Source organism: Pseudoalteromonas sp. XMcav2-N (assembly GCF_024124545.1).
Taxonomy (GTDB): Bacteria; Pseudomonadota; Gammaproteobacteria; order Enterobacterales; family Alteromonadaceae; genus Pseudoalteromonas.
The window spans coordinates 207,113-224,878 of sequence record NZ_JAMXSF010000001.1; the positions used below are offsets into that span (position 1 = coordinate 207,113).

12 protein-coding genes are annotated in these 17,766 nt (G+C 50.0%); 6 read left to right on the forward strand and 6 right to left on the reverse strand.

What is annotated here, in order from left to right; all coding sequences use genetic code 11:
* Positions 1–31 precede the first annotated feature (31 nt).
* The 5 genes from NH568_RS00685 to NH568_RS00705 form a co-directional block, all read right to left on the reverse strand.
* Positions 32–2,584, reverse strand: a complete 2,553-nt coding sequence (locus tag NH568_RS00685; RefSeq protein WP_253043808.1) for an aminotransferase class III-fold pyridoxal phosphate-dependent enzyme — start codon at positions 2,582–2,584, stop codon at positions 32–34.
* On the reverse strand, positions 2,581–5,133 hold the full coding sequence (locus NH568_RS00690; protein WP_253043811.1) for a biosynthesis protein PigD: 2,553 nt from the start codon (positions 5,131–5,133) through the stop codon (positions 2,581–2,583). The genes NH568_RS00685 and NH568_RS00690 overlap by 4 nt, the downstream gene beginning before the upstream one ends.
* A 145-nt stretch (positions 5,134–5,278) precedes the next feature.
* Positions 5,279–7,927 carry a PEP/pyruvate-binding domain-containing protein gene (locus NH568_RS00695; RefSeq protein WP_253043813.1) on the reverse strand — a complete coding sequence of 883 codons (2,649 nt, stop codon included), beginning with the start codon at positions 7,925–7,927 and terminating at the stop codon, positions 5,279–5,281.
* Positions 7,924–9,951 (reverse strand): DUF6041 domain-containing protein, encoded by a 2,028-nt coding sequence (locus tag NH568_RS00700; RefSeq protein WP_253043816.1) that lies wholly within the window; start codon positions 9,949–9,951, stop codon positions 7,924–7,926. Before NH568_RS00700 ends, NH568_RS00695 begins: the two co-directional genes overlap by 4 nt.
* Before the next feature lie 2 nt (positions 9,952–9,953).
* Positions 9,954–11,108 carry an acyl-CoA dehydrogenase family protein gene (locus NH568_RS00705; protein WP_253043818.1) on the reverse strand — a complete coding sequence of 385 codons (1,155 nt, stop codon included), beginning with the start codon at positions 11,106–11,108 and terminating at the stop codon, positions 9,954–9,956.
* A 320-nt stretch (positions 11,109–11,428) separates the two neighbouring features.
* Between NH568_RS00705 and NH568_RS00710 the strand changes: the two genes are divergently transcribed.
* From NH568_RS00710 to NH568_RS00725, 4 genes are all read left to right on the forward strand, one after another.
* Positions 11,429–11,599, forward strand: a complete 171-nt coding sequence (locus NH568_RS00710) for a hypothetical protein (RefSeq protein ID WP_253043821.1) — start codon at positions 11,429–11,431, stop codon at positions 11,597–11,599.
* Between the two features lie 140 nt (positions 11,600–11,739).
* The gene (locus NH568_RS00715) at positions 11,740–12,645 is read left to right on the forward strand and encodes a DMT family transporter (protein ID WP_253043824.1); all 906 of its coding nucleotides are present in this window, start codon (positions 11,740–11,742) and stop codon (positions 12,643–12,645) included.
* A gap of 141 nt (positions 12,646–12,786) precedes the next feature.
* Complete coding sequence (locus NH568_RS00720) at positions 12,787–13,254, forward strand: winged helix-turn-helix domain-containing protein (RefSeq protein ID WP_253043826.1); 468 nt, start codon at positions 12,787–12,789, stop codon at positions 13,252–13,254.
* A gap of 301 nt (positions 13,255–13,555) precedes the next feature.
* Positions 13,556–14,041 carry a proteasome subunit alpha gene (locus NH568_RS00725; RefSeq protein ID WP_253043828.1) on the forward strand — a complete coding sequence of 162 codons (486 nt, stop codon included), beginning with the start codon at positions 13,556–13,558 and terminating at the stop codon, positions 14,039–14,041.
* Here NH568_RS00725 and NH568_RS00730 read toward each other — a convergent pair.
* Complete coding sequence (locus NH568_RS00730) at positions 14,025–14,723, reverse strand: hypothetical protein (protein WP_253043830.1); 699 nt, start codon at positions 14,721–14,723, stop codon at positions 14,025–14,027. The two genes, NH568_RS00725 and NH568_RS00730, sit on opposite strands and share 17 nt — an antisense overlap.
* Positions 14,724–14,928: 205 nt before the next feature.
* On the opposite strand from NH568_RS00730, the gene NH568_RS00735 reads away from it, so the two are divergent.
* Together NH568_RS00735 and NH568_RS00740 are read left to right on the forward strand one after the other, a co-directional pair.
* Positions 14,929–16,302 carry an MATE family efflux transporter gene (locus tag NH568_RS00735; RefSeq protein ID WP_253043832.1) on the forward strand — a complete coding sequence of 458 codons (1,374 nt, stop codon included), beginning with the start codon at positions 14,929–14,931 and terminating at the stop codon, positions 16,300–16,302.
* A gap of 115 nt (positions 16,303–16,417) precedes the next feature.
* Positions 16,418–17,737 carry a response regulator gene (locus NH568_RS00740; RefSeq protein ID WP_253043834.1) on the forward strand — a complete coding sequence of 440 codons (1,320 nt, stop codon included), beginning with the start codon at positions 16,418–16,420 and terminating at the stop codon, positions 17,735–17,737.
* Positions 17,738–17,766: the final 29 nt, after the last annotated feature.

Consider the following 17,766-nt stretch of genomic DNA (forward strand, 5'->3'; position numbering starts at 1 on the left):
AACTGTGTGTGGCAGTGCGACCCAGATTTCATTAGTCTAAAAAAGTCGACAGTTCTTCACAGACACAAGAGAAAGCGCTGACAAAGCGATCAATCTCAGCTTTTGTGATCACCAGAGGCGGCTGGATCCGGATCACCGTCGAACTGTTGGCGGTGACAAAGGTCAGGATTTGGTGATCCAGACAGAACTTGGTGACAAATTTGAGGCAGAACATTTCACCCAGTGTCTGCTCCATGCGTTCCATGGCTGCTTGCAGGTGCTCCCGGACCGGATCGGGCAGGAACTTCCAGGTGCTGTGCCAGTCGCCGGGCAGACGCGTGGCGAACTCTCTGGCCGAGGCGGCAACTGCTCCGTCAAAGGTTTGTTCGAACTGGATCCCCAGCATCAGGCCTTTACCGCGAATTTCGGCCACAAAGGGATATTTATCGGCAATGGCCTGTAGCTCAGTTTTAAAATAGCTGCCCAGCTCGTCAGAGCGGGAGACCAGATCCTGCGCAACGATTTCACGCAGTGCGGTCAATGCAGCCACTGATGCGAGGTTGCCGCCGCCAAAGGTGGAGGTATGTACTAAGAAGCGATCTGAGGTGCCATAGGCACGTTGCCAGACATCGCTGCGACACAAAGTCGCGCCGATGGGCATAAGTCCGCCGGACAGAGACTTAGAGAGCATCAGCACATCGGGTTCGATGCCTTCCCACTCACAGGCAAACAGTTTACCGGTACGTGCCAGACCGGTCTGGATCTCATCGACCATCAGCAAAGTGTCTGTGTCGCGACAGATTTGCTGAACGGCACTCAGATATCCGGCTGGTGGCACATGGACGCCGCCTTCACCCTGAATAGGTTCTATCATCAGAGCACCCACATCATCACGTTGCAGGGCGTCACGCAGTGCATCTAAGTCAGCAAAAGGCACTTCAACCATGGCCTGGATCAGCGGCTGGAAGTATTTACGGTGTTTTTCCCGCCCGGTAATAGACAGGGCACCCAGGGTTTTTCCGTGGTAGCTGTTTTTCAGATAGGCAATACCCGGCTTACCGGTCGCGGCCTTGGCCAGCTTAATCGCCGCCTCAACGGCTTCGGTGCCTGAGTTACTGAAAAACACCCGGCCCATATCGCCCGGGGCTAAATGACACAGCACTTCCGCCAGCTTGGCGGTATGCTCCGGTACAGAAATATACTGAATAAAGTTAGGGCCTTGCTCATCCAGAAAAGTCTTCACAGCTTCGCTGACGGCGGTTGGGTTATGACCCAGATTCAGACAGCCATAGCCTGCCACCATATCGAGATAGCCGGTACCTTCATTGTCATACAACATAGTGCCTTCGGCTTTACGGAATACATTGTCGCAGCGCTGTTGTTTTAAAAACTCCACCATCATAGGGTTAATAAACTGATGGTGGCGGTCCAGGGTGTCTTCTTTGGCTGGGTCCTGGGCCAGGATGTTATCGATAAAGGTCAGTCTCTGACTGGTGTCACCTTTGTCGATGGCATAAATGTCCTGGTGATAGTAGCGCTTCAGATTGGTGACATGCTGGCGGTCAATACGCTCACCAAATGAGGCCAGCGGATAGGCATAAAAGCCATGTTTTTCGGCCAGCTCGCCGATTTCCAACACCTTGACCGGCTCCAGGTAACGACCCAGTGAGTAGTTCTCACGGCGTTGCTCCAGGGCCAGCACTATCGTTTCAGCCATACAGCCATTGAGCTGTTGTTTGATGGTGACATTCAGTGATTCACCTCCGAGTTTGACGGCGTCGGTTGCTGTGACGCAGCCGCCATCGATGATTAAAATGTCATCGCGGGCCGGGCGGGCATCGACATTGACGTCCCGCGGCAGCGCCACATCAATGAAGATGGAACCGGGTTGCAGTTTCGCTACATCAATCACGTCACCGGCTGAGGTGGCCCCGGCAAACAGCTTGCATTCGCCATACAAGTCGTCCGGGTTACCAGTCAGGCTCACCCGATTGTGGTATTGCTCCGGCAGGTGGCTGAGCATTTCAGCTTTGTCTTTATGGCCGGCGCGGTGCAGCAGTTTCAGATTAAACCCTTCTGCCAGTAACAAACGACTCAGTGCCAGGCAGATAGAACCCGGGTACCCGACAATGGCCACAGTTTCTTTTTCCGGGTTGATGTCCAGCCACTCTTTGATTTGCATCAGGGCTTTGTAGCCGGCATAGGTGGTCAGTGAGTTGCCCGAGGTAATCGGGATCGGGGATTTGGCTGCGGTGGCTTCGCCGCGGCGACCGACAATAGAGGTAAAGCCACCCAGGCCAACCAGCTCTGCGCCGTCAGCCACAAACTCTTCCACGCCAGCGACCACACGCTCGGCAATGCCTCTGGGATCGGCAATCATCTCTTCGGCTATCAGTGGCATGTATTTGATCATGCCTTCACAAGTCGCGCCGCTGGCTGAGGTGATTTTGGCAAAGTTCATAAACGGAACCAGGTTGGCTTTGCCCCACAGTTCACGGTTGTAGCCGGTATGTTGATCCTGAGTGTTGCGTTGCAGCAGATCGAGCATTTTAACGTAGCGTTTCAGGCCGACTGAGGTCGGGTGGGCGATAAATCCAAACTTCATGAGTTAATTTCCTGTGCTGGTGGCGTATCTGAATCGGTGTCTGGGGTAACAGGTTCTGCGCTGTCGCGCTGCCAGCCTTTGGCGGTGGCCAGTGATATGCCATCCCCTTCATTGTTGTGGCCCAGTACCACGGAGAACAGCGTCAAACGTTTGTTCGCTGTCAGTGCTGTGCGAACTGCCGTTTCATCAAACTGAGTCAGGGTCTGGGCGGAAATGTCAAAATCACCGATTTGTTGCTCAAATTGGGGCTGCTCTATGTTGACCAGACGCATCTGACGAGAGGTGCGGTTGAATAAGATCCGTTCTTGATAGGTGTTGATCACCGACAGACCGCCATTGCAAAAATAGAACACGCTGATGCTCTTATCGAGCAGCTGAGGGTGAGTCAGGATATTGTCGATAAATGCCGGTAAAATATCGGGCACAATCCCTTTAGCCCCGTCGCCGATAAAGGCGATAACATTGGTAGGGCTGGTGTAGGCGAGATAGCCACTGGCAAGCAGGGCGTCGCCCATCAGGGCACGACCATACCAGCCCGAAAAGCCGCGGCGTGTTTTGGCCACGTTACGTACGGCGGAAATGCCACAGCGACCAACATCGTAGACACCGGTATAGTCAAAGTTCTCTTGCTCAATTAAATCTTCAATGACACGATTGAGCTGGCAGAAGAAATAGTTCGGTGACATTGGCAGGCTGGGTAGCTTGCTGAGCACGTCAGACTGGGTATCCGGGTAAGCCATGATCCGCGCCATACGCTTGGCGCGCAACGACTCGCTGACATTGAGGTGCTTTTTCACGGCCTGCAGGAAATCACGACAGCGCATATGTAAATGCAGATCGGCAAACGGCGACAGATGAGTTTCTTCCTGGGTCAGTTGCACCAGGTGGACCTTGCGCTCCAGGCGGCCATCGGAAAATGGCGTCGCAATCTGAGCAACCCGGCTTTTAATCATAAACAGACACTGCTCATCAGTACTGTTGAGCTTGTCTTTGGTATGAAAGTAGTTGTAAACCCGCGGCGTATAACCGTAAATGGCCAGTGTACCCAGGTAATTGTCGTTGCGTTGGCCCTGATAGTACTTTGGTGCAGTGCCAGGGTGGGCGAGGCTGTCTACCAGCGCAATACCTGCCTGCTGGGCTATGTCATGGATCAGGGCATACTCGTCTTCACTGACCGGACCAAGCTGCCAGACCAGCTTTTCTGGTCCGTTATTGATAAGCTCGATGGCCTGACGGAGCTCGTCGGTCATGATCTCAACGGGCTCATCACTTGGATTCGCAGGCAGGGCTTCGAGTGCAGGCAGATCCAATTCTAAAGAAGACTCCAGAACATTCTGAGTGGCCAATACCACAACCGGTCCCTGACCCTGATGATAGAGCCGGTAAACTTCTGCCAGGTTTTCACCTATCTGTTCAATTTCATCCATGTATACATAGGGAATGCGCTTAGCTGCCAGTACCTCGCGCATGTCTTCACTGGCAGTGATGGTGCCCTGGAAGCTGTACCACTGACTCAGGCGGTTTTCGGCCACAACGATGATCCCCTGAGCTGCCGTTTCTTTCAGGTTGGCCAGGGTACCTTTAAATTCATCCATCATGCCGGATGTGACCACCGCTAAAAACGGCATGCGGTAGAGCTGCCAGTTGGCAATCGCGCCACAGGCAATGGCGTGCTCATTCGGGCCCCTTAGCACCAATGCGCCTTGCTTTTCGGCGTGACGGTCAAGATGACCGATGAGGTTGGAAACCACAGAGCCGGTGTAGTACGACACCAGCCAGTGCCCGGGCGCAGTTCGGGCAAAGAAGTTGATCAGCTGATCGCCCAGAGTATTGTGCAGCTCCAAAGAGCCAACAGGTTTGACCCGGCGGTTGGCATAATTCATTTCGAAAAAGTCCATCCACAGTCGCAATAGCTCGGTCTGGAAAGTGGCCGGATCGGTGCTGCGCACGATTTCACGATATTGCTGCGGCAAATAGCTGTAGGGCGTACGCAGTGCACGAATAAAGGTTACAGTTGAGAAGCTGGTGTAGAAAGCCGGAATGCCGATTTTCTGCATCGCACGGTAAAAGGCGTCCAGATCGCGGTCAACCTGATCTATGCTGTCGTCCTGAAACCCCATTGAGGTTTGATCATAAAACAGCATGCCAACCTGAAAATCCGGCTGATCGTTCAGGGCATTGCTGTGAATAATCTTACCGGTTGCTTCAGCCAGACTGGCGCATTGAATGACCTGAATATTGATCGCTTTTTTCTGTCCTTTCAAGAACTGGATCGCTTTGCTTCTTACTTCGTCGTATAGCGAGCAGGGGACTAGCGAAGGGTTTTTCAACGCCAACTCCGATTGAATATGTACCCGGTTAAACACATAATCGCGGATGTCGCTCAGGACGCTTAATCCAGTGTGGAAAAACTGCTCGTCACGGGTGACTACGATTACCCCAACGGTGATGGTGTCTTGTTTTGCACCACTGCGCTGCGTCTCGGCTTGCCATATATGCTCGAAGCCGGATGCGCTCGACTGAGTGCTTGATCCTGTAATGCTTGTCATAATTTATTCCTTCTGCTGCCTGTTAATAACTCGGTTCGCTGGAAAATTGCACGCAACGACCCGCAACGGCGGCAGCACGCCACTTGCCGTTGTACTTTTAAGTTAAATGTTGTGAGTGCGGGCCAGTGGCCCGCAATGGGTTTCGCTATTCTCTTTGGATTATTACTGTGCCCTGGTCACCATCAAGGATCAGCGTGTCGCCACTTTTGATGGCCGCAGTGGCACTGTGTAAATTCACCACCGCTGGAATGCCGAACTCTCGGGCCACGATGCAGCTATGTGACAGGGTTGAGCCGATGTCCGTGACAACGCCACTGGCAAGCGCAAACAAGGGGGTCCAGCTGGCATCCGTAAAGCGCGCGACCAGAATTTCTCCCGGCTCCAGTTCACCAGCCTGGGTCTGCAGGTCGGTGATGACTCGGGCCTTAGCAACTATCTTGCCGGGGCTTGCTGCCAGGCCGCTCATCGAGTCGCTGTGCTCCTGCGTGGTGGTTTTCATCTTAGGCGTATAAGGCCCAATGATGGCCATTGGGGGCTCTTCGGCATGGAGGTTAAATAAATGACTGTGACGATTGGCATTGAGTAGCGTCTCGCTGAATGCTTCGGCGGCGCCCATACGTCCGGCGACATAGTCACGCAGTCGATTGAAGTCGATGTAGGGCAAGTCTTCAACTTTAGCCAGGTTGTCTCGCTCCAGACGTGACAGCACCTCCAGAATGATGCAGCGATAGAACCAGGTTTCGGTGATAAACGTCGGACGTGTTGCTTCACGGCGCTCTGCCATCACACCATACAATTTAATGATGGTTTTGAGTTTAAATCGTGCACCTGCTGGTAAGGCTTTAAACAGCTGCTCGCTGTCGGCTTCGCGCAGGCTCTCGGTTTCTTTGAGCTTTTTCTCCAGATCAACCGGGTGTTTAAGGTACATTTTCATGACCTGCAGCAGGTAACTTGGGTCATCACGCCAGCGCGGGATACTCAGCTCAAATTCCTGACGGCCACGGGCGCCAAATTCAAGTAAGAAGGCTTCAAACGGACCCTGCCAGAATGGCTGCCCAAGCGGGTGAGCAGGGAGTATTTTAACCAGCTCTTCGGCTTCAAAACGCTCAAATACGGCTTTTAGTTCATTGTTCTTCTGTACATGTTCAACCAGATCCAGGATCCCACGTGTGACTTCGATAGTACGCAGGTTGTTCATGGAGGCTTTGATGCGATTTTGCAGCCCTTCACCTTGATCTTTAAAGTGCTCTTCACAGGTTTCCGCCAGTGCATCGTATAAAGCAAATGACTGCAGGAAAAACGGCATATAGGCGGCACAAGAGTCGAGGAAGTACTGGTCGATGCGAGTCAGCTCAGTATCTAACTCACTGAGTGACATGCTGGACAAGTCCAGTGCGAGAAAACGCTTAGTCTCGTTTTCTCGCAGGGCAATCATGTCCTCAACAATTTTGCCTGCATTACGCATATTGTGCACTTGTTGTTTTAGCCAGTGCCAGGCACTTTTGGCGTAGTCCCAGCCCTCAACACCACGACCATAGGGGTTGCGGTAGTTGCTGAAATCTATGTCTGAGGTCGCATAACGGGTGGTGAACTTCATCTCGTCCCGGGTGGGCGGACACTGACGCAACATGTGTGCGGAGCCGGAGATATTCAGATATACCTGGCCCTGGATATAGCCCATGTAAACTTGCCAGTCACTAATGTCTGCCAATCCCATCGTCTTGATAGCGGGACCATGGATGTGCTTTTGATAGAATTCACAAAATGATAAACCAAGCGGCGTCATCAATCCGGTGACTATCTCTCCGGTATCCATGCGAGAAAAGAAGGCGCCGTCTTTGATGCTCTGATCCTGCTCCCAGGGGTTGGCATAAATGGGCTCGGCTTTACTGGCCTGGGTCGTGACCGGGCGAGCCTGTAGCAGCCAGATCTTGTCGTCTTTTAGTGCCCATTCGATATCCAGCTCGGTCTGATAGAGGGCCTGAGCCTGCTTTGCCAGCGTCAGTAATTGTGCCAGTTGCGCGTCATTCAGACTGGCAGTTTGTTGTTGCGCTGGTGGAGTATTCAGTAAAGTGACCTGGCCCTGAGCATTGCGTTGGCAATACTGAGGCTTGACCCGGATCTCCTGTTGCAACAGTGCACCGTTTTCTTTGTCCAGAATAAAGCTGTCGGTACTGACCTGACCCGATACGACGCCTTCGCCCAGACCCCAACAGCTGTCAATAACCACTTTGTTGGTATCGCCGCTGAGTGGATCCTGAGTGAACATTACCCCAGCTGCATCGGCGTCGACCATAGTTTGCAAAACAACGGCAATGGCGGTATCAGCTGCACTGCTGTTACGATATCCTGCGGCCCGTTCGGCCCACAATGAGGCCCAGCATGCGCGTACTTTTTCCATCACGCTGTCACTGCCCTGAACATGCAGGTACGTCTCATATTGACCCGCAAAGCTCTGGCTTTGACCGTCTTCATCCAGTGCGGAAGAGCGCACCGCGATTTGCGCATTATCACCTAAGCCCTGATACGCAGACGCAATAGCTGTGCGTAGCTGCTCAGGGATATCAGCACGGAGAATCGTTTCACGTACTTTATCCAGCTCTGATTCGCTAAGTAAGTCGTCTGGCAGCGCCGTGTTAACAAAGGTCTGATAGGCCTCAGCGGTAATGCAAAAGGCGGGTGGTACGGGCAAGCCCGCACGGATCAGATGATTCAGTGAGTGGCCCTTGCCGCCCAAATGACCGAGTTCCAGTTGTTCGTTGCCACTGAGGGCGACGACGAGTGATTGGCTCATGATACCGTCTCCTTGCTGCGCGGTATGGCAGTTTTATCCGTGTGTAGTAATGCGTCTTTAACCTGTGCTGAAGCCTGTTTACCTGCAAAAATGGCACTTTCCAGGTTGCCTATCCCAACACTGTCCTGATTGGCAAAATAAACGCTGATATGTGGTTGTGAGGCCTGCTGGAATATACCGTTGGCCTGCTGGCCTATGACCGAGGTGATCAGTGCCCCGGGCCAGTACCAGATCTGAATGTCTTCGACAATGCGTGGGTCTATCCCTAAGTTATTAAGCATCAGCGAAATTTCCTGATAGGTTTGCTGCTGCAAGCCTGTGAAATCTTGCGCTGCGGTACGTCCCTGGCGCTCCGGACGTGTCGTTGGTTTTAGCAGGGTAAGTACACCGCCTTCACTTTGGTTAGTGCTGTCCATCCAGTTAGCTACTAAGCAGGTTCCGGCTTTACACCAGGCGTAGGGTTGCTCAGGGCGATCTGGTTCGATCATATAGCCGCCAAAAGAGTGACTGAGCACAGGGCGTGACAATAGGGCATTGGCCAGATAGTAATCCTCATGGCGGATTTCTTTAATGGCATTAAGCTGGACTTCAGGCAGTGAGGGCAGCCATTGTGAAAGCTGGTGCTTAGGGGCTGCCCAGATGAGCTTTTTAGCTTTTACTGAAATATTGTGATGCTGTACTTTTGCTGTTAACTGAACGCCAGCCTCAGCGTTGTTCAGATTGACCAGGCTAATGTCACTTTGCAGTGTGACATTCGTTTGCTGATTAAGATGTGCGACTAGGGCTTCACTGATATGTCCGTTGCCCCCCGGAAGCGTCACTAAATTGCCCCTGAGGTAGCCGACCAAAAAGTGCAGGCCGACATAGGCAGAGACCTCATGAATATCGAGACATTCTACTCTGAGCGTGGTAGTGACTGCATTTTCAACCAGCTTGCCCAGATTGCGAGGTGGTTGCAAATCGTCCGGGAACGACGCGGTTTTTTCTGGTTCAAACAGGTAACTGTAGAGTGAGATGTTGTCCAGCTGTGCCATTGCTTCTTTGCTCCAGCCACTTTGCTCGTGCCAGGGCACCTGAGGAAAGCGCTTGGTACCCGGAGCAAAACCGTCCAGAAAGTGGTACAGATCGGCAAATATCGGGTCGCCCAGTTGTTTTGCTGCGACAACATAGGGTTTACCAATTAACGCGTTGAGCAACAATTGGCCCGTTAATCCCCATACCGCAGGTTTGAGCAAATAACTGGGAAATTTTATAAAGCCTAAAGTGATCTCATTCAGGCACTTGAGCAGTAGAATCGTATCGAAGAAAACCAATGTGTCTTGTGCGTTGGTTTTAAATTTATCTTGCAACCCCAGTTTGGTCAGTAACTGGTCCATATCCGAGCCTGCTACTGGTTGTTGAAAACACACGCCGGCAATGGGGTGGGGCAACGAGCGGTGACTGTTACAGCGCGCATTTCCGCCAAACGTTGGGCTTTTTTCCAGCACCAGCACGCGTTCTGTATCAAATTCGCTGGCTGCCGTTAGTCCCGATACGCCACCACCGATAATGATCACGTCATACTCCTCAGCCAGCTTAGGCTTGTCAGGAGATTTTGCCAGCGCCTTTGGTTTGGCAAAATCCTGACTGGCAAAAACGCGTTTTGCACCGGTGCGGCGGAACTGCTGACGCAACATATAGAGCGCCGCGATAATAAAAATGGCATCCAGCGGAATAACCTGCGGCTGAGAGCGGTGCAAAATGGTGATAAACACCGCCATCATTGCCAGCTGACCGTAAATAACAAAACGGGTCCAGCGTGGATTTAGCCACAGTACCAGGCCCGAGCCGAATAGTGCGACCGCGACCAGAATATTCGCAATATCTCCGTTATTGGCCAATAGTTCACTGAGCCCACTATACCAGGTACCCTGATTGGCTGCGGCAGCCTGGCGTAGAATATCAGGCACATTTTCTAACTGTGGAAATGCTTTGGCCAGTCCGGCCAGCATATAAAGTACGGCAAAGATCCGTTGAACTAGCATGTTCATGCTCCTCTTAAGCCAAGTTTTCGGGCAATGATTTCACGTTGAATATCGTTGGTGCCTGAGAAAATACGGCTGGGCAGCGTATCCAGCAGAACCTGTACAATCCCCATATCGGCATCGATCGCTGCGCCACCAAAAGTGGCAATGGCATCCAAAGCGGACTGTACTGCATACTCTGAAATCAGTAGCTTGCTCATCGCAATGTCAATTTCAGCATCCTGACCCTGATCGTATTTCCAGCCCGCGCGATATAGCATCAGGCGGCACTGTTCCAGGCGTAATTTAATGTCGATGATGCGGTTTGATACTGACTGGAAGTGGCCTATTTTCTTGCCAAACTGCTTGCGCTCCTGCGCGTAGGCCAGCGTGGTTTCAAGCAGCCGATCCAGTGCACCAACAAACAGGGCAAACAGACATCCTTTTTCCCAAATCATTGAGTCATGGAAAATGGCCCCTCCGGCTCCCTCAAACCCAATACGTTGCGACTCGGGAACAAATACATTGTCAAAAAATACGTCGCCCATCGGGCAGCTGGCCAGGCAATCTTTCGATTGGCTCGCGCCGGTTGACAGACCGGGGGTGTCTTTTGCAACGATGAAAGCTGAAACGCCCATAAACCCATGACTCGGGTTGGTCCTTGCGTAGGCAACGAACACATCCGCGACAGGTGCATTGGTTATATAAGTTTTCTGGCCATTCAGACGATAACCACCCGCTTCTTTGCTGGCTGTTGTCTTCATGCTATAGATATCTGATCCTGCGCCCGGCTCAGTTGCCGCATTGGCAGCAATCAATTTGCCAGCGACTAAAGGCTCCAGAAAATCACGTTTGAGCTCATCGCTCGCAAACCGTGCAACCGGCATCACACAGGCGAACAGGTGCGCACATAAAGAGAATGACAAGCCCAGATCCTGACTGCCTTTGCCCAGGGCTTCTACCATTAACATGGTGTTGAGTGCCCCAAGGTTAGCACCGCCATGGGCTTCTTCCACAGCCAGTCCGGTAAATCCAAACTGAGCAGCCTGACGCCAAAGCTCCGGGGAAAAGTGATGATCTCGTTGACGCTGGTGTGCATCCTTGTTCAACACTTCAGAAGCAAAGCGAAGCGCGGAATCGTATAACTCGGTCTGATAGTCGGAAAGTTGAAAATCCATAATATTGCACTTTGAGTTGGTTGAAATACTGCTTTTGCATTAATTGCTATTATGGAGACTTGTTAATGTACCTGTCAATCCTGTTAACCTGTGTTTTTTAAATGTTTTATTTGGGTTTTATTTTTGTGATTCACATTCTCTACACTATTTTATGGTACTTGATTCAATAATATGTTTTTAAAGGGCTTTTCTTTTTCCTATTATGGTTTTTTTATGACAGGGAGTGAGCGGATTTTGGATTTTTATTGTTAAATTATTATTAACTTTATATTTTTTTATCATGATGTGTACGCCCGAATTGGGTAGAAGCCTTCTCAATCGTGCTGGCAAAAGTGAATGAGTTTGTCGTTGTCAGGCTCAGCAAAGAGCGCATCATGCTCATCGATTCTGGATATAAGCCATTGACATTGAAGCCTGACGTGATAAAACGGACATTCAATAAACAACAAGAAGAAATTCATGACTTTTTCAACCGCCCTTACAATGCATAATACCTGGCTGCTCAATTCGGCCAGTGTGTGGCGTATTGTCAGCGGTTTGTAAACGTCAATTACTAACCGCGGCAGTATCAGCGGTTAGTGATGTTTCTTTACTTTAGCCTCTCATACTGCCCCGCTTTCGGGAGCTAATTATGCCAGTCCAGGCATCTTACATTTTGGTTATCATGATTTGGTCAACGACCCCGCTGGGGATCGTTATCAGTAGCGCGGGTATGTCACCAACATTAAGTGTGTTTTTACGTATGGCTATTGCGCTAGTGCTGTGCTTATTTATCATACTGATTGGCCGTTATCGGGTTCCTGTGTCCCGCCGGGCCTGGACCTTGTATTGTTACTCCGGTTTAGGGATTTTTGGTGGTATGTTGCTCAGTTACCTGGCCGCTCAGACTGTGCCTTCCGGGGTGATATCGTTGGTATTTGGTCTTGCCCCAGTGTTGTCGGGCCTGTTTGCCCAGCATTTGTTGCACGAGACTCGCTTTAGTGTAATCAAATGGCTGGCTTTGGCTTTGTCCTTAGTCGGCTTGTACCTAGTTGTTATGTCACAACTCACAGAGCTGGATCTTGCACCCCGCGGATTGATTTATGTACTGGGCGCGGTCACCTGCTTTAGTCTCTGCGGTGTGATGGTTAAGCGTGTTCGTTTGGTTATTCACCCGTTAGCCACCACCTTTGGTTCGCTCCTGCTGGTGACCCCAATGTTTGGTCTGGTGTGGTGGGTGAGTGATGGGCAACTCAACATGCAGAGCTGGCAGCAAAGCTCTGTGCTGGCTACGGTGTACTTAGGTGTGTTCGGCTCTTTGATCGGGTTTATCGCTTATTTCCATGTGTTACAAAAACTCAAAGCGAGTACGGTTGCATTAACGACCTTGATCACACCCGGATTTGCCATGTTGCTGGGGGCCTGGATCAACAATGAGCGGATCACCCTGACTTTACTGACTGGCGCATCCATTATTATGGTAAGCCTTGCGGTATTCCAGTTTGGTGAAAACGGCTGTTCAGCTGTGGCGAACAGGATGAAAAAGCAATTGTTATAAATCGTTACATTGGGCTACTGATCCGAGGTTGGGAACATGTTAAGCTTGTCGAACTGACCGGTATAAAGTGCGTAACTGGGTGTCAGTGCTGGACGCACTCTTACCATTAAACAACTATTATAATTATAAAGCTGAAGGACGATGAAGTTAACATTCCAAGATTTCGAGTTTGACTGCCAAAACCTGGCTTTGTCAAAACAAGGTAGAAAAATCAGTATAAAAGAAAAGCCTGCCACGCTGTTGGGGTTGTTTTTATCGGATCCCCAAAAGATCTACAGCAAGGCTGAGATTCTTGAGCATGTCTGGCCAGGCAGGACGGTGACGGAGCAAGTTGTATTTCAGAATATTGGTCACCTACGTGCGCTATTTGGTGATGACGCAATTAAGACTTTTTCTAAAAAGGGCTATCAATGGCAACTGCCTGTTCAGCCTGCTGAGCCTGCCGAAGAATTGCCACAGCCTGACGAAACTATGGAGCAGTCAGTTTCCGCACCGGGTCAACAGAGCTCAGGGCAAGAAAAAGAGCCACCGCAGCGTGTACCCTGGAAATGGTTAGCGCCACTGGCTGCCTTGGTCATTGGTGCAGGTGTTGTAGCCTTGGTGGTGTAAAGCAGGTGGAAAATACGGTGGTCGTTTGCCATGTTACCGCTTCTGCCAGAATGACTTTTACATGTTGATATTCCGATGATCAACACGACCTACTTCCCTTGATGTCGATTTTCAGACTATTTATTGGTCTTACCTCAAGGGAGGTTTGTTGACAGCGTTGTTAACTTTATATTAATTTTTACTCCGTATACTGGTGTTCAAACCGTAAGATAAGCCGTTTATTGTGAATTTCAGGTCAAATTTGGCCGACTTTTCCGAAAAATCTGGGTTAACTTGCAACAGAAGGGATCATCACCAAGGAGTGCTTTTGACTACTATTGCCTACCATCACAATTCCAAAACTATCTGTACAGATAGCCTGACCTCGACCAGCCAGACTATTGTGTCCTGGGCAGCGCGTAAATGCCAACGTGTTGAAGACGGCTATCTATTTGCTTCTGGCAACTGCGCCGAAATTCATCATCTCATTACTCAATGGCGTGATAATCAATTTGGCGACATTACTTGTTCATTCTTTTTTGTGGATGATGGAGGCCATGTCTTCTTCGGTGAAATTCGCCATGGTCGACGCTTTTTAGAGCCTCTGTCGTTAAACTGGGCCATTGGTAGTGGCGCAAGCTGGGCGATTGCCGCGATGGATTTTGGTCGCTCTGCATTTGAGGCCGTTGAGTATGCCTGCCTGCGGGACAAATCCAGTGGCGGATCGGTCATGACCTACAAACACAACGAAAGGGCGCTTTGGCTGTGTACACCGCTGCACGCAGATGCTGCTATGAGAGTGAACTGACAGACACCTGATAATAGCTTGCGATCAGTATAAGGCGACCTTTGCGCTGAGGATCGGCGCTTAGCTGTGACATTACTTTCTCGAGATTATCTCTGTTCACGCCGGACAATTTTCTTTGTGCTTCACACAAGGCAAGCCAGGCAGCAAGTTCATGCTGGGGAAGTTCACAATAATGCGGGTTAAAGCCCAGGTATACTTCCAGCGCGTTTAACCCTTGATGATTACGTACAACGAGCGCGTCGGCCAGAGACTCGTTACGTTCAAACAGTAGCAAGGAACGAATGTAGTTAAAGGGAGGAAGCGGGTTTTGTGGGTTGGCAAACAGACAGTGCAAAAATGTATTACCCTGATGGTTGGTGACATTAAACGCATTGGCGGCCTGAAGTGCTGGCATAAAAAAGTCCAGCCGTTCACTGTTATTGATCCCCGCAATGACACTTGATGGCAGGCCATGGTGCGTTACACAGTGGGCAGTGATATTTTGATAATGTTCGTAATTTGCCGTGTGATTACTGGCTGCATCAAAGCAATGCCTGAGCTGTGCAGAGCGCTCTGCCGGTGTTGCTTGTTCATAACAGGTTAAGATACGTGCGAGGCTATGACTGTGTATCGCCTGGATCATATCTGTGACTGCTTGCGTGGTATCCGGTGCAGTCTGAGAGTTCGTTGTTTTTGTAACCATATCCGTTTACCCGAAATAGCAGGCTGAGAGGTCTGCTGCATTTAATTAGCCTTTGTACGTATTATACCCAATGGCACGAACACGTATCCAGTCAGAAAGATAAAATCTGGCTGTGGTTTAAGATCCTTGGTTTGGGGAAAATACTCCATGACGTGCTAAGGATAAAAGGTACAATAGAGAAATTATTCATTCAGGACAATTATTAATGAAGGACCTTACTCAGGGAAAAATCCTCACTCACCTTATTACGATGGCCGCTCCAATGGCGGTTGGGATGTTTATCCAAACCTTGTACTTTCTGGTTGACCTGTATTTTGTCGGAGCACTGGGAGCGCATGCGCTTGCGGGGGTTAGTAATGCGGGTAGTGTGTTCTTTTTTATAATGGCGCTGACCCAGGTTCTGAATATTGGTTGTGGCACTTTGGTTGCCCATGCTGTTGGCAGGAAAGACCGTGTACAGGCCAACACACTATTTCATCAAAGTATGCTGATTGCTGTGATTTGCTCTGTCTTGTTGGTTGTACTGGGTTATGCGTTTGGCCACGTTTTCTTCGAGTTTATGACGCCTGATACTATGACTCGACAAGCTGCTGTGGACTACTTTTACTGGTTTCTGCCAGCATTAGTGTTGCAATTTGGGCTGACCGTCATGGCCGCAGCGCTGCGTGGAGCGGGCGTTGTCAAACCTGTCATGTTGATTTCTGTTTTGGCAGTGGTCCTGAATATTATTCTGTCACCTGTTTTGATCTCTGGATGGGGAAGTGGAATTGCGCTTGGTGTGTCAGGGGCTGGCCTCGCCAGCTCTTTATCTGCGATATGCGCTATGGTGATGACGGTTTGGTACTTTGTTCGTAAAGTGGATTATCTGACCATGCCCACAAAGACGCTGATACCTGAGCGTAAAGTTATGCTGAAAGTGATTAACCTGGGCTTGCCATCAGGTGGAGAGTTTTTACTTACATTTATGTATATGTCGATAATTTATTGGGCGCTCAGCCAGTTTGCTGCAAGCGCTCAGGCTGGATTTGGATTAGGGGTCAGGATCATGCAAGTGCTTTTTCTGCCCGTTATGGCTGTCGCGTTTGCTGCTCCTGCAATCGCGGCTCAAAACTATGCTGCAGGAAGGTACGACAGGGTGCACGAAACCTACCGATATACCAATTTACTTACCTGTGTGCTGATGGCCATGTTGACCTTGATATGTCTGGTAAATTCCAGCTGGTTTTTTGCGCCTTTCAGCGATGAGCCACACGTCATTTTGGTTGCGGCAACGTTTTTGGGGTATGTTTGCCTGAACTTTGTACCTGCAGGTTTTACATTTGCCGCTTCTGGCATGTTTCAGGCCTTGGGAAATACCTGGCCTGCCTTGTATAGCACGGCCAGTCGGTTGGTATTGTTTGCGGTTCCTGTAATCTGGTTAGCGGGACAAAGTGACTTTGAAATCGAGCAGATCTGGGTGTTTTCTGTTGCCACGGTCTATTGTCAGGCGATGATCAGTTATTTGTTGCTGCGCCGTGAGATGAATAAAAAGCTGGTGCATAGCAGTGAAGCGTCAATCCCCTCTCCTGTTCGCAGCTAAACAGGGTGGACTAACACTGAAAAGTGATGGTGGTGTTGCTACAAAAACTTGCGCTTGCGCTATTCTTAAGGGGGGGTCAGTGAGTTGATTACCACCTAAGGCGCAGGAGAAAGGTATGCATAAAGGTGAAGTGGATTACGGAGAACGACATCCGAAGGTATTGATGATCTGTGATGACGCTCATGAAATGGTGGGCGTATGTAAAGTGATCAGTTCACAGGTTACAGCCTTTAGAACACAAGAGGGAGCCCGGGATGCACATAAGGTGATCCGCGAGGGAAAGCCCCCCGTGCTGATTTTTGCTATGTTGCATGTTAAGGCAAGCATAGAGACCTACAATTCACTTGCGCAGCGCGGGCTGCTGGGCTACCCCCACAAGAGTATCTTGTTGTGTGAAAACAAAGAATCCGGGGTTGCTTTTCGTTGCTGCATCAAAGGCATCTTTAACGATTATTTCGTTTTTAAGCCCATGTACGAAAATTACCGACTCAGGATGATTTTGCATAATATCTTGCAACAGGCGGAAGACACCCAGCAAATCACTGAGCTAAAAGAAGAGCATTTTGGGCGTATCGATAACGGACTAAAACAGCTGATTGATCAGGCTGCAAGCTACCGGGTCAACACTGAGCAATCTTTCCAGCAAGTCAGAGAGTCACTTAGCGAAGTTCAGGAAGAAGATGAAGTAAACGCGCAGTTATTACAACAGCTTAAAGAAAAGCATGTCTTGCCTTTGCTGGATAAGTTGCAGCAACAACTGGTGAAAGATATTCAACAGATCACCAAGCAACTTAATGACAGCCACTTTACTTTGAATGAACTGGCCGATTTATTCAGTAATTCACAAGCGTCCGCTTTTACCTCCGTACTTGAACACACTGGTGAACATAAGGAAGAGGCACATCATGATGAGCCCGAGCACGATGTACGTGAGCATGAGGCTCCAACTCAGCATGCTGACTTTCACGCGCATGAAGACCCGCATACTGACCACGCTCATAATGATGAGTCGACGCATGCCTTTGACAGCAACGATGTCCCTGAGCCCGTTATGGCCAGAGATAAACGGATAATGATAGTTGAGGACAATGAAATTTATCGAGAGATGATTTCAGGGATATTGCGGGAGCAGGGATTCTCTGTTGACGGTATGGAAAACGGGCTGGCTGCTATCAAGGAGCTGCGCAAGCATCGCTACGATATGATATTTATGGACCTCTTTATGCCAGGTCTGGATGGTTACAATACGACTAAAAATGTACGTGCCATTGAGCATTGTCGCGGTATTCCCATTGTCGCCTTAACCAGCAATCGAAATAAAGATCTCATCCGGAAATGGGCTACGCTGGGGCTCGGGGGCTATATTGTTAAGCCCTCCACTAAGCGTAGTATTTTGGACGCCGTAAACAAGCTGCTAGGCACTGAATGTGTCTGATTTAATTACATACAACAGGTGAAGTGCTG